Raw genomic sequence first — 12885 nt, forward strand, 5'->3', positions numbered from 1 at the left:
ACTATTATTTAAGAGGTGAAAAGAATGACATATAAAGTACTTATAACAGACTTTGAATTTGAAAATCTCAAATATGAGGAAGCAGTATTTACCGAAAGCGGCCTTAATATAGAATTCGTCAAAGCACAATGCAAAACGGAAGATGAGGTAATCGCGCAGGCTAAGCATGCAGATGCCATTTTAAATCAATATGCACCAATCTCCAGACGTGTAATAGAATCCCTTGGAAATGCCAGGGTGATTTCCCGCTATGGTGTTGGTGTGAATACCATTGATTTAGATGCAGCCAATGAAAAAGGCATTATCGTAGCTAATGTTCCTGATTATGGGATGGAAGAGGTATCGAACCATGCCCTAGCTCTTCTATTATCTTGGGCACGTAAAGTATCCCTGTTAAATAATGAAGTGAAAAAAGGAAATTGGGATTTCAAAGCCTGTGTCCCAATTCACCGTTTTAATAATCAAACAGTTGGTGTTCTAGGGTTCGGACGCATTCCAAGGAGGTTTATTGAAAAGGTAAAGCCTCTTGGTTTTAAATTGGCCGCCTATGACCCCTTCGTTTCCGAAGAGGATATGGCATCAGCCGGGGTGCGGAAAATGGAGCTGGAGGAAATCATTAGGGAAGCCGACTATTTATCGGTACATGTTCCGCTTATTAAGGATACCTTCCATTTATTAAATGCAGACCGATTTAGCCAAATGAAGAAAAATGCTGTCATTATTAACACTGCAAGAGGTCCGATCATTGATGAAAAGGCCCTGATAGAAGCGCTTGAAAAAGCCATCATAGCAGGTGCAGCACTTGATGTAACCGAAGAAGAGCCAATTAGCATCGATAGCCCGCTTCTTCATATGGACAATGTCATTATTACTCCGCACAGCGCCTGGTATTCAGAGGAAGCCATGGTGGAGCTTCGCCAAAAGGCTGCGAAAAATATCGTTCAGGTCTTAAAGGGTGAAAAAACACCTTATGCCCTGACATAAGAAAGGATAGGTGCTGAATATGAAACTGGCTGCCTTCACTATTAATTCACAGAAGCATATAGGCGTTGTTAAGGGAGAAAAAGTCATCAGCTTAACTTTGCTGGACGGAAATCTATATCCTTCGTGCCTGAAAACCTTCATCGAAAAAAGTAAAGAGCTGCTGCCGCTTGCTGAAAGCCTGATTGAGCGTGACAGTGAAGATGCTGTTTTTCCAATTTCTGATGTGAAGCTTCTTCCGCCTATTCCATCGCCGGAAAAAATCATATGTGTCGGGCTGAATTATATTGACCATTGCAGGGAAACCGGTATGGAACCGCCCTCCTCGCCGGTGATCTTTTCGAAATATGCAAACGCTATTGTCGGCCATAATGATGCTGTAGAGATACCCATTAATTCAAATGAAGTCGATTTTGAGGCTGAGTTAGCCATTGTAATAGGTAAAGAAGCCAAGCGGGTAACGGAAGAAAAGGCAAACGATTATGTATTTGGCTACACAATCATGAATGATATTAGTGCCCGCGATTTGCAATTTAAAGACGGCCAGTGGTCCCGGGGCAAAACAGCAGACACTTTTGCGCCAACAGGACCTGTGATCGTGACAAAGGATGAAGCAGGGGATCCGCATAGTCTATCAATCTCACTCGAACTCAATGGGGAAAATATGCAAGATTCCAATACAAGCAACCTGATCTTTACCATCCCCCAGATTATTTCTTTTTTATCACAGTCTATGACGCTTAGGCCAGGTGACTTAATTGCAACAGGAACGCCTCCAGGAGTTGGAATGGGGCGGGATCCAAAGGTGTGGCTAAAAGACGGTGACAAAATGAGTATTACCATTCAAAACATCGGAACACTATCGAATTACGTAATAGGTGATTTATAGAAGAAAGAGGGCTGATAGACATGGATGTTGTAACAATCGGGGAAACGATGGCTCTTTTTACACCGAATGAGGAAGGAATGCTTCGGCATGCCCATTCTTTTTCTTTGAAATTTGGCGGGGCAGAGTCCAATGTCGCCATCGGATTGAGCCGTCTCGGACACCGTTCGAGATGGCTCAGCCGTGTTGGGGAGGATGAATTTGGTGATGCAATGCTGTCATTCATCCGCGGCGAAGGAGTGGATGTTTCCTATGTGACGCGCGATCAAGAAGCCCCGACTGGCGTTTTTTTTAAAGAATTCAGGCGCTTGAAAGACACTCGTGTCTATTATTATAGAAAAGATTCTGCTGCCAGCCGGATGGATGCTGACTGGCTTTCGGAAGAGTCGATTTCAGATGCTGAGTATCTTCATCTTACTGGCATAACACCAGGACTCAGCCCTTCATGCCGGGAGATGTTTGAAAAAGCAATCCGGATAGCAAAAGGAAATGGAGCGAAAATCGTGTTTGATCCAAACCTCCGTTTGAAAATTTGGCGTGATGAAGCAGAAGCACGGCAATTTTTGAAAAAATATGCTTCTGAAAGTGATATAGTCCTTCCGGGGATTTCCGAAGCAGAGTTTTTATTCGGCACATGTTCACCTGAGGAATATGTGGAGAGATTTCACGATCTTGGAATTGAAACAGTCATTATGAAATTGGGAAAGGAAGGATCACTGATTTCATCTTCAGGCTTGGTGAAGAAAATTCCAGGCTTTACAGTTGAGCGGGTAATCGATCCGGTTGGAGCGGGTGATGCATTTGCTGCTGGTGTCCTTTCAGGACTGCTTGACGGAAAAACACTGGAAGAAGCAGCACTGCAGGGCAACGCGATGGGAGCCATGGTAACAATGGTGAATGGCGATGCAGAAGGCTTGCCTAATCGGTCAGATCTTGAGTCCTTTATGGATGGCAGCCTGGAAGATGTTACGCGATAAAAAGGAGGAAAACTGTGGGCAAGATAGAAGAGTTAAAGAAGAGCAAGATTGTTGCGGTTATTCGCGGTGCACGCCAGGATCAGATTTTGCCAATTGCTCATGCGCTGCTGGCCGGCGGTATCAGCACATTTGAGATAACCGTAGAAACACCAAAAGTTTGCTCGTTAATAGAAAAAGTAAAAGCAGAGTTCGGAAACCGGGCAATTGTAGGAGCAGGGACCGTGCTGGATCCAGAAACAGCGCGTGCTGTTATTATGTCTGGAGCGGAGTTCATTTTTTCGCCAATCGTTAATGCGGAAACCATTAAACTGGCAAAACGATACGGTGTCCTCAGTATCCCAGGCGCCCTTACGCCAACTGAAATCCTGACAGCCTATGAAAATGGCGGAGATATTATTAAGGTGTTCCCGGCTGATGTCATGGGTGTCTCTTATTTCAAAAGCCTGCAGGGACCGCTTCCGCAAATCCCAATGATGCCAACCGGGGGGATAGATGTCAACAATATCCGGGATTATTTAAAAGCGGGGGCTGTTGCCGCAGGAGTAGGCGGTTCGTTAGTAAATGCAAAAAGGTTAAATTCAGATGAGGATTATTTGGAGCTGACTGAAAAAGCGAAGGAATTTTCCGAATTAATAAACTTCTGAGTTATTGGCGGTTTCGGAAACTTACTTCAAGTCCAAAGAACCTCCCATTAGGATAGGTGGAGGTCCTTTGGCTAGGTTGTTAGATTTTTATTTCAGCTGCTTCCATACCTCTTGAAAAACTAGTTTTAATGGAATTCCGTATTGCTCAGAGATAGCTTTGCAATCACTGAATTCTGGGGCTTGCTGAACAATTTCACCTTGCATCAGCCCCTCTTTAACAGAGACAGCCCCCCATGGGGTTTCGACCTTTCGAAATGTCCGGCCAAGACGATTTACAGAAAGCGGGTAATATCGTAATCCCAAGGTGGTGGTTTCTCTAAAAATGATATTCATCATCTTGGATTTCAGCTTATTTTCACACAAAACCTGAAGCATGGTTCCCGGCCGATTTTTCTTCATGTAAATCGGTATATAAAAGACATCATTGGCCCCGGATTGAAACAATAAGTCCATAACATGTCCCAGCCATTCTCCAGGGATGTCGTCCAGATTTACTTCAATTTTGATCATGTCATGATCAGTATGCTCTTGGCCATGCTGCATTTTTTATGAGCCTCCTTAAGTGAATTTTAGATAAAGAAAAGAAAGGAAGAAATAAATGCAATCTTATACTACACATATTCTAACACAATTAAAAAATGGCCATCTTTCAATTGAGGAAGCCGAAGAACAATTGAAGGGATTTACAGATTACGGATTTGCGAAAGTGGACGATGAGCGTGAATTCAGGCAAGGATTTCCTGAGGTGATCTTTGGGGCAGGTAAAACAGCAGAGCAAATTTTACATATATTTAAGCATTTGGTTTATAAGGGAAAGACCGTTTTAGCTACAAGGGTTGACGCCAAATCTGCAGAGGAAGTATGCAGGCAGGTGGAGGGAGCTGAGTATGACTCATCCGGCAGAACACTACTATATAAGCCTGAAGGTTATGAGCTGAAAACGGAGAAGAAAATAGGCGTTATCTGTGCAGGAACTTCTGACATTCCTGTAGCCCGGGAGGCAGAAGTGACGATTGAAGCTATGGGACATCATTACGCAAGTTTTTATGATATCGGAGTAGCTGGAATCCATCGCTTATTTGCACAAATGGATGAGATTAAAAAATGTGATGTATTGATTGTTGTAGCAGGAATGGAGGGGGCACTTCCCAGTGTTGTCGGGGGCTTGGTCTCTTCTCCGGTTATAGCTGTTCCAACCAGCATAGGATATGGGGCACATTTAAATGGCATTACATCATTGTTAAGCATGCTTAACACTTGTGCTTCCGGCGTCACGGTCGTGAATATAGACAATGGATTTGGTGCAGGCTATTCAGCTTCTTTGATGCTAAGAATCTGAACTTTAAAAAAGGGGGTAGCTGTAATGAACATATTATTTATTGATTGTGGTATTTCGGGCATTGCCGGAGATATGTCCTTGGCAGCCTTCACTGAATTGGGCGTTGATTTATCAATTATAGAAAGAAAGCTTAAATCTGTGATCAAAGAAGAGTTTTCGTTAGAGACAAAAAAGGTTGTAAAAAAGGGAATCTCCAGTACGGAATTAATCATTCATACAGAAGAAGAGAAACACTCTCACCGCCACTATACACACATAAAAAAAGCAATAGAAGAATCAGACCTTGAAGAGACTGAAAAAGAAACGGCCTTTAAAATGTTTGAAACGATAGGGTTAGCTGAGGCTAAAATACATGACAGCACTCTCGAGAAGGTGCATTTCCATGAAGTTGGAGGTGTAGACTCCATGATTGATATTATAGGGACCGCGATTGCTTACAATGCATTAAACATTGAAAAAGTAGTCTGCACTCCGGTTGCTGCAGGAAATGGATATATCAATATTGCGCATGGCCTTTATCCTGTGCCAGCCCCGGCAACCTTGGAAATTCTAAAAGATATTCCTTTGCGGAGAACTGACATTCAAAGTGAATTGACGACACCCACTGGTGCTGCCATTGTCCGTACCTTGGCCAATGAGTTCGGCAGCATGCCTTCCATGAAAGTCCGGAAAATTGGATATGGTGCAGGAACAAAGGATTTTAAATCCCACCCAAATGTTGTCAGGTTTGTGATTGGAGAGCAATAAGAGGAGGAAGTGTCCAAATGAATATACATAACAGTTTAGTCAAAGAGCAAAGGCTCAAGGAAATACTCTCAGAGATGGAACGGATTATTATTGCATTTTCAGGAGGGGTAGATAGTACCTACTTATTAAAGGTGGCTGTGGATACTCTAGGCAAAGAAAATGTGCTGGCTATTACAGCTGACTCAGAATCTTTTCCTCCTTCTGAGCTCGAGGAAACTATTCGAATTGCCAATGCAATTGATGCCCCGCATCAAATTATTAAGATGTCTGAACTCTCGATTCCCGGATATTCGGAAAATGATTCAAACAGATGCTATTACTGTAAAAAGGGACTGTTTGAGAATTTGTATCCAATTATGATTGAAAAAGGTTATCATAACCTGACTTTTGGCCTCATTAAAGATGATTTAGGAGAACATCGGCCTGGTGTGAAGGCTGCTATTGAAAAAAATGTAAGAGGCCCTCTGGCCGAAGCTGATATAACGAAAGAAGATATTAGGATCCGCTCTAAGGAGCTGGGACTTGATACATGGGACAAACCCTCACTTGCATGTTTATCCTCCAGAATAGCATATGGTGAAACAATCACAATTGAGAAGCTGAGGAAAGTGGATGAGGCAGAGCAGTTTATTAAGGGATTTGGAATCAAGCAGGTCCGTGTCAGAGTTCACCATGAAATTGCAAGAATTGAAGTGGATCCGTCAGATATGAATGAACTCTTAAAGTATCATAAAGAAATCTCTGTGCAATTAAAATCGATTGGATTTAAATATACAGCTATGGATTTGGCTGGGTATAAGAGCGGAAGCATGAATAAATTGCTGGAAGGAACAGCTTTATAATGAAGGAACTTAACTGTATTGGAAAAATGGAATTTTGCAGCTGGGGGAATTTAGATGCTTGAAGGCGGATTATTTTCTATATTATTGCTTGGCTTCACATTAGGAATAAAACATTCAACAGAGCCTGATCACGTTATTGCTGTTTCAACAATTGCAAGCCAGACTAAGCGTTTAGTTCGCTCTTCACTCTCAGGTATCTTTTGGGGGCTGGGGCACACGTTAATGCTCCTGTTAATGGGCATTACGGTAATTGCACTTAATCAGCATATTCCTGGCAATCTTGCTCTTTCTCTTGAATTGGCAGTGGGCATAATGCTTATATATCTTGGTTTTACTGGTTTTAAGGACCATAAACAGTTAAAGACCAACACACAGCATTTTCACAAGAAGTCTTTTATCATTGGAGGAATTCATGGTCTGGCTGGAAGTGCCGCTTTAGTTCTATTAACAACTGCACAGGCTCAAACTGAGATGCAAGCTTTTCTATTCATCCTCATTTTTGGAGCAGGGACAATTATTGGCATGCTGCTCTTTACTACTGTTCTAGGATTGCCCTTTTTGATTACTTCTAAAGCTCAAAAGAAAATACACTTAAATCTCATAAGGATCTCTTCAGCAGCAAGTGTGCTATATGGGATTTATTATATTTTTGAGGTTGGGAGTGAATTATTTCTTTAAAAGTTTTTCTTATTTGGATTTGCCTCAGGATTATATACAAAAAAGCCTATGCTTGCATATTACCGGCATAGGCCTTTTTTTATGGAATTTTAAATGAGCTAGCCGGTGGATGGAGGGCTCTAGGAGTGGATACGCTTTTTGAGCTGGTTAATTTCTGTTTCGTGGACTCCGCTTTTTTTACTTAGGTGTTCAATATCAATTTTTGTACCCATCAATGTATCGGAAATTATATGGAAGGTCTCTTCATGCTGATCCAGCTTTGTTTCAATATGTTTAAAATGGCTTCTGAATTCGGTGGCATTGTTCTCTATCTGTTTAGAAAGTTTATCAACGCTATTTTCAACATTTCCAAGCCTGCTTTCAACATTTCCAAGCCTGTTTTCGACATTACCGAGCCTGCTTTCAACATTTCCGATCCTGCTTTTAACATCAGATATTTCATGGTCAATCGAATCAAACCTCTTTGAATGGTCCTTCAATGTAGTTAAAATTTCATTAAGAATCTTCTCCAATTTTCTCACCTCCTTTTCGACATTATACCACATGCCACTGAATTTCATGCTGATAGGAAGGCGCCCGGCAGCATTTTTCAACAATGTTCATAAACATTTCATAAAGATTGTCTGCTTGATAAATTGACCAATTTTATCACAACATAATGGAAGGTAAAAGGGAGAACTACATTCCTTTAATACCGCAGTTTACTGTCATTTACAGGCAGCAACCTTCATGCTATACTCACTGACGGTAAAAATCGAATAGAAGACCCGGAGGGCGAAGAAATGGGTAAGAATAGAAGAGGATATACATATAGTACAAACGCGGATAGGCTGCTTGAGTATCTATATGTTTTTATTGGGTCAGGAATCGTGGCGATTGCGTTTAATATGTTCCTGCTGCCCAACCGAGTTGCTTCAGGCGGGGTAAGCGGAATCAGTACTATTCTGGATGCTGTTGCCGGCTGGGAGCCGGCATATGTTCAGTGGGCATTTAACATTCCGCTTTTTATTGCCGGAGTCCTTTTGCTCGGAAAGCAATTTGGGGTTAAAACCCTGGCAGGAACCATTTTTCTGCCTTTTGTCGTTTTTCTGACAAAAGATTATGAACCATGGACAAATGATCCGCTGCTGGCTTCTCTGTTTGGCGGAATTGGAGTCGGCCTGGGTTTAGGAATTGTTTTCAGGGGTAAAGCATCAACAGGAGGGACAGACCTTGCAGCACAGATTATTAACAAATATACAGGTTTGTCTCTTGGCACTTGTGTTGCCATTATTGATGGGCTGATTGTGCTGTCAGCTGCTCTTATTTTTGATATAGAGCAGGGTTTATATGCCTTGATCGCTTTATATGTAACAAGTAAAACAATTGATCTCATCCAGCTTGGTTTCAGCAGGACGAAGATGGCGTTAATCATAACGGAAAAACAAAGTGATGTTCGTGAAGGAATTTTGAATAAAATTGACCGCGGTGTGACAAAACTATCAGCATACGGCGGTTATACCGACCATGAACGTCCGGTCCTGATGTGTGTGGTGGATCAGACGGAGTTCACAAAATTGAAACAACTGGTTCAAACCATTGATCCTACAGCATTTATCATTGTTACGGATGCTTCCGAGGTGTTGGGCGAGGGTTTCAAACGAGCGTAGCGTTGGTATAATATAGCTGTACTTAGTATTTTTTCCTGAGGGGGAATTATAGGTGAAAAAGAAGCTATTGGCACTACTGATGGGTACATCTTTAGTTCTTGCAGCCTGCGGCGGAGGAGACGATGCTGCTGAAGACAAGGACACTTCTACAAACGGCGGCGGTGAAACAACAACTGATACGGCTGACGCTGGTGATGCACAAAAGCTTTTTGAACAGAAATGTTCAAGCTGCCATGGTGCAAATCTTGAAGGCGGTGTAGGGCCTGCTCTTGATAAAGTCGGTGCAAACCTATCACAGGAAGATATTGAAAACATAATAGCCAACGGTAAAGGAGCTATGCCTAAAGGATTGCTTCAAGGTGAAGAAGCTTCTGCTGTAGCGTCTTGGCTGGCAGGTAAGAAATAAGAGGGTTCGAATGAAAACGTTCTGTTTACCAGGGCGTTTTTATTTTTTCGATTACTCTTCTTAATGGACACCGCATATCAGGCAAAAGTGAAAACAAGCCGCGTCAAAACCAAAGATATCCACGGAAAAACTAGCAACATCATAATCCAAGAAAGACTCCCCGCAGCAGCCAAAAAAGGTGTTAAAAGCATTAAATCCTGAAATAGTTAAACTCTCACCCTCAGTGTTGCCTATTTTCAACTTTACACAATTTATGACAAATATCGAGTCAATTTCAATATGAAAAAAGAAGGAAAAATCAGTCGATTCAGAAAGTAAACCACTAGGATATTAAAGAAAATAAGGAAGAAAGTAACAAAAGTATCAGGATTGAAAAGAAACTGTAATATTTTTTTCCGTTAATTTGACAACTTATGATGTTATAATGGGTTGTGTGAGAATTTTAGATGGCTAATTAGGTAGTATTTACAAGTATTTTGTCATCCTCTATGTCGAAAGGATGTCGTTTTTTAGCGAAAAAAGCCGTCGGTCTATTAAATTCTTAATACACACTAGATTGCTAGGTGATATATATGATCGAAATGAAAGACGTATATAAGAGGTACCCCAATGGTGTTACAGCTGCCAGCGGGATTGATATCCATATTAAGCAAGGTGAGTTTGTTTATGTAGTGGGACCGAGTGGAGCCGGTAAATCCACTTTTATTAAAATGATGTACCGGGAAGAAAAGCCTTCGAGCGGAACGATAACCATTGACGGAGTGAATTTGGCTACATTAAAGAATTCAAAAGTGCCGATTATGCGCCGTAAGATCGGTGTCGTTTTCCAGGACTTCAAGCTCCTCCAGACACTGACTGTTTATGAGAACGTTGCTTTTGCTCTTGAGGTGATCGAAGAGCATCCGAAGAATATAAAAAAACAAGTCATGGAGACATTGGATCTAGTAGGTTTAAAACATAAGGCAAGGATGCTTCCTACTGAACTGTCAGGCGGAGAGCAGCAGCGTGTTTCCATCGCCAGATCAATCGTTAACTCTCCAAAAGTCGTAATTGCGGACGAGCCTACAGGAAACCTTGACCCGGATACTTCATGGGAAATCATGAATATCTTCGATGAAATCAACACGCGAGGAACAACTGTGGTCATGGCGACTCATAATAAAGAAATTGTCAACACGATTAAACACCGCGTTATAGCCATTGAAGGCGGAAGAATTGTGCGTGACGAGCAAAGAGGTGATTACGGCTATGAAAGCTAGAACATTGGGCCGGCACTTCCGCGAAAGTTTTAAAAGCCTCGGGCGAAACGGCTGGATGACGTTTGCTTCGGCAAGTGCAGTCACAGTAACCCTCATTTTAGTTGGTGTATTTTTCGTCATTATGATGAATCTCAACAAGGTGGCTACAACCATTGAAGAGGACGTAGAAATCCGCGTTCACATCGATGTTGCTGCAAATGAGCAGGATCAGGAAGTTTTACGGCAGAAAATCGAAGGATTAACCGAAGTAAAAACAGTTGAATATTCAACTAAGGAAAAAGAGCTTGATAGTTTAATAGACAGCCTTGGTGAAGAAGGAGAAGCCTTCAAACTGTTTGAACAGGATAATCCGCTGAACGATGTATTTATCGTAAAGACGAAAAACCCGGAAGATACAATGAAAGCTGCGAAGCAGATAGAAAAAATGGAATATGCCGCAAAAGTAAAATATGGGCAGGGACAGGTTGAAAAGCTATTTAACTTTATCAATGCCGGCCGAAATGTTGGCCTTGTTTTAATTATCGGCCTATTATTTACTGCCATGTTCCTGATTTCCAATACAATTAAAATTACGATTATGTCGCGAAGAAAAGAAATCGAGATTATGAGATTGGTAGGAGCAACCAATTCCTTCATTAGATGGCCATTCTTCCTGGAAGGTTTATGGCTTGGATTGCTTGGATCGATTATTCCGATTGTACTTGTTTCAACGGCTTACTATTATGCCTTTGATTATTTGGCTCCTAAGCTAGAGGGACATTTTATCAAGCTGCTGGAATTTAGTCCATTTGTTTATCAGATTTCCGGACTGCTTATCCTGATGGGGGCACTCATTGGTGTATGGGGAAGCTTGATGTCAGTCAGAAAGTTCCTGAAAGTTTAAAACCAGCTTAGAAGGCCCTGCGGGGGGAACCTGTCCAGGCGCCTTCAAGCCTCATAATAATAGACGGTTCAGACGTGTTAAATGTTTCAGACATAGTAAAAAAATAAAACGATTGACCTGTACATATGGTGTTCATTGAAAGGAGAAATCGGAAATTGAAGAAGTCCATCATCACATTATCATTAGCTGCCGTTCTGGGTTTTGGCAGCATAACAGTTGGAATGCCTATTGAGAAGGCATCTGCAGCAAATAAACTAAACGATCTAAACAGCCAAAAGGAAAAAATTAACCAGCAGCGTTCCGGAGTAGAATCAAAGTTAAACGATACAGACAAAAAGATCAGCGAAAACCAGGGCGAGCAGCAGTCAGTACAAAGTGAGATTGAACGTCTGGATAAAGCGATCAGTGATGCATTAGCAAAAATTGAAGAAAAGAATCAGGAAATTGCAGATACTAAAAAAGAAATAGAAAAGCTTGAAGCAGAAATTAAAGTATTAGTAGAGCGCATCAAAAAGCGTAACGAACTATTAAAAGACCGTGCACGCAACTACCAGGAAACTGGCGGAATGGTGAGCTATATTGATGTTTTAATGGGTGCGCAAAGTTTTGGAGACTTTGTTGAACGCGTTGGAGCAGTTGCAACAATCGTAGAAGCTGACCAGGATATTCTAAAAGCGCATCAGGCTGATAAAGACGAGCTTGAGAAAAAACGGGCTCAGGTAAAAGAAGAGCTTGCATCATTAGAAAAAATGCGTGCTGAGCTAGAAAACATGAAAAAGAGCTTAAATGCTCAAAAAGCAGAGAAAGATAAACTACTTGCATCTCTGAAGCATAAAGAAGAGGAAATGCATGCTCATAAGCTTGAATTGGCAGAAGAAAATGAAATCCTTGCAGCACAGGAAGCGGCTATTCAAAAAGCGATCAAGCTGGAGCAGGAAAGACAAGCTGAAGCAGCAAGACAAGCTGAACTTGCAAAACAAAAGGCAGCAGCAGATGCGGCGGCTAAGAAGAGCAGCTCACCATCAGCAGGAAGTGGCTCATCGTCTGACAGCGGCTCATCAGGCAGCCCTCAGGTTACACCACCTTCCGTATCAAGCGGTGCCTGGACAAAACCGGCTTCAGGAAGACTTTCCTCAGGCTTTGGCGGCCGTTCATTAGGCAATCACTTTGGAGTAGACATTGCTTCAGGCGGCACAGTTCCGATTGTGGCTGCAGCAGATGGGGTTGTTATCCGTTCTTATTACTCCAGCAGCTATGGAAATGCAATTTTCATTGCTCACTCTATAGGCGGGCAAACTTATACTACCGTTTATGCTCATATGAGTAGCCGTTCTGTCGGCTCTGGCCAGACTGTTTCTAAAGGCCAGCAAATCGGCATCATGGGGAATACGGGACAATCTTACGGCCAGCATCTTCACTTCGAACTTCACAGAGGTTCTTGGAATGCAGGCAAAACAAATGCAATTAATCCAGTTGGCATCGTGCCTCTATAAAAAATAGTGTTAAGTGGAAGGAGCATAGCTTCTTCCACTTTTCTTTTACCCGCAAAGAGGGTCTTTAATCCTATGTGACGTTTGTTTTTAAAATAGTCTGC

Annotated in this window: 15 protein-coding genes; 13 read left to right on the top strand and 2 right to left on the bottom strand. The window is 42.0% G+C overall.

Going from position 1 to position 12885, the window contains the following annotated elements; all coding sequences use genetic code 11:
- Nucleotides 1-24 precede the first annotated feature (24 nt).
- The 4 genes from AC6CHU_RS10520 to AC6CHU_RS10535 are packed head-to-tail and all read left to right on the top strand — an operon-like array spanning nucleotide 25 to nucleotide 3488.
- A complete protein-coding gene (locus tag AC6CHU_RS10520) occupies nucleotides 25-984 on the top strand; it encodes a C-terminal binding protein (RefSeq protein ID WP_498121576.1) in 960 nt (319 codons plus the stop codon).
- 19 nt (nucleotides 985-1003) lie between these two features.
- The gene (locus tag AC6CHU_RS10525) at nucleotides 1004-1870 is read left to right on the top strand and encodes a fumarylacetoacetate hydrolase family protein (RefSeq protein ID WP_498121578.1); all 867 of its coding nucleotides are present in this window, start codon (nucleotides 1004-1006) and stop codon (nucleotides 1868-1870) included.
- A gap of 20 nt (nucleotides 1871-1890) precedes the next feature.
- Entirely contained in the window at nucleotides 1891-2844 is a 954-nt protein-coding gene (locus tag AC6CHU_RS10530; protein WP_498121580.1) for a sugar kinase, read from the top strand.
- A gap of 14 nt (nucleotides 2845-2858) precedes the next feature.
- The gene (locus tag AC6CHU_RS10535) at nucleotides 2859-3488 is read left to right on the top strand and encodes a bifunctional 4-hydroxy-2-oxoglutarate aldolase/2-dehydro-3-deoxy-phosphogluconate aldolase (RefSeq protein ID WP_159863729.1); all 630 of its coding nucleotides are present in this window, start codon (nucleotides 2859-2861) and stop codon (nucleotides 3486-3488) included.
- 87 nt (nucleotides 3489-3575) lie between these two features.
- On the opposite strand, the gene larC2 is transcribed toward AC6CHU_RS10535, so the two are convergent.
- Nucleotides 3576-4031 carry a nickel pincer cofactor biosynthesis protein LarC2 gene (larC2, locus tag AC6CHU_RS10540; RefSeq protein ID WP_159863728.1) on the bottom strand — a complete coding sequence of 152 codons (456 nt, stop codon included), beginning with the start codon at nucleotides 4029-4031 and terminating at the stop codon, nucleotides 3576-3578.
- Between the two features lie 55 nt (nucleotides 4032-4086).
- On the opposite strand from larC2, the gene larB reads away from it, so the two are divergent.
- The 4 genes from larB to AC6CHU_RS10560 are packed head-to-tail and all read left to right on the top strand — an operon-like array spanning nucleotide 4087 to nucleotide 7094.
- Nucleotides 4087-4827 (top strand): nickel pincer cofactor biosynthesis protein LarB, encoded by a 741-nt coding sequence (gene larB / locus AC6CHU_RS10545; RefSeq protein ID WP_159863727.1) that lies wholly within the window; start codon nucleotides 4087-4089, stop codon nucleotides 4825-4827.
- Nucleotides 4828-4851: 24 nt separating this feature from the next.
- Entirely contained in the window at nucleotides 4852-5574 is a 723-nt protein-coding gene (gene larC, locus AC6CHU_RS10550; protein WP_159863726.1) for a nickel pincer cofactor biosynthesis protein LarC, read from the top strand.
- Between the two features lie 17 nt (nucleotides 5575-5591).
- A complete protein-coding gene (larE, locus tag AC6CHU_RS10555; protein ID WP_251284061.1) occupies nucleotides 5592-6416 on the top strand; it encodes an ATP-dependent sacrificial sulfur transferase LarE in 825 nt (274 codons plus the stop codon).
- A gap of 54 nt (nucleotides 6417-6470) precedes the next feature.
- Nucleotides 6471-7094 carry a HoxN/HupN/NixA family nickel/cobalt transporter gene (locus AC6CHU_RS10560; protein ID WP_159863724.1) on the top strand — a complete coding sequence of 208 codons (624 nt, stop codon included), beginning with the start codon at nucleotides 6471-6473 and terminating at the stop codon, nucleotides 7092-7094.
- A 119-nt stretch (nucleotides 7095-7213) separates the two neighbouring features.
- On the opposite strand, the gene AC6CHU_RS10565 is transcribed toward AC6CHU_RS10560, so the two are convergent.
- Nucleotides 7214-7654: a hypothetical protein gene (locus AC6CHU_RS10565; RefSeq protein WP_498121584.1), complete on the bottom strand. Its 441-nt coding sequence runs from the start codon at nucleotides 7652-7654 to the stop codon at nucleotides 7214-7216.
- A 222-nt stretch (nucleotides 7655-7876) separates the two neighbouring features.
- Here AC6CHU_RS10565 and AC6CHU_RS10570 point away from each other — a divergent pair, with 222 nt between their 5' ends.
- The 5 genes from AC6CHU_RS10570 (at nucleotide 7877) to AC6CHU_RS10590 (ending at nucleotide 12784) form a co-directional block, all read left to right on the top strand.
- The gene (locus AC6CHU_RS10570; RefSeq protein WP_498121585.1) at nucleotides 7877-8743 is read left to right on the top strand and encodes a YitT family protein; all 867 of its coding nucleotides are present in this window, start codon (nucleotides 7877-7879) and stop codon (nucleotides 8741-8743) included.
- A gap of 52 nt (nucleotides 8744-8795) precedes the next feature.
- Nucleotides 8796-9149, top strand: a complete 354-nt coding sequence (cccB, locus tag AC6CHU_RS10575; RefSeq protein ID WP_159863721.1) for a cytochrome c551 — start codon at nucleotides 8796-8798, stop codon at nucleotides 9147-9149.
- A 572-nt stretch (nucleotides 9150-9721) separates the two neighbouring features.
- The gene (gene ftsE / locus AC6CHU_RS10580) at nucleotides 9722-10408 is read left to right on the top strand and encodes a cell division ATP-binding protein FtsE (protein ID WP_159863720.1); all 687 of its coding nucleotides are present in this window, start codon (nucleotides 9722-9724) and stop codon (nucleotides 10406-10408) included.
- Nucleotides 10398-11291: a permease-like cell division protein FtsX gene (gene ftsX / locus AC6CHU_RS10585; protein ID WP_159863719.1), complete on the top strand. Its 894-nt coding sequence runs from the start codon at nucleotides 10398-10400 to the stop codon at nucleotides 11289-11291. The genes ftsE and ftsX overlap by 11 nt, the downstream gene beginning before the upstream one ends.
- Nucleotides 11292-11446: 155 nt before the next feature.
- Nucleotides 11447-12784, top strand: a complete 1338-nt coding sequence (locus tag AC6CHU_RS10590) for a murein hydrolase activator EnvC family protein (protein WP_159863718.1) — start codon at nucleotides 11447-11449, stop codon at nucleotides 12782-12784.
- The last annotated feature ends 101 nt before the right edge of the window (nucleotides 12785-12885 follow it).

Source organism: Cytobacillus sp. GQ23 (assembly GCF_059758675.1).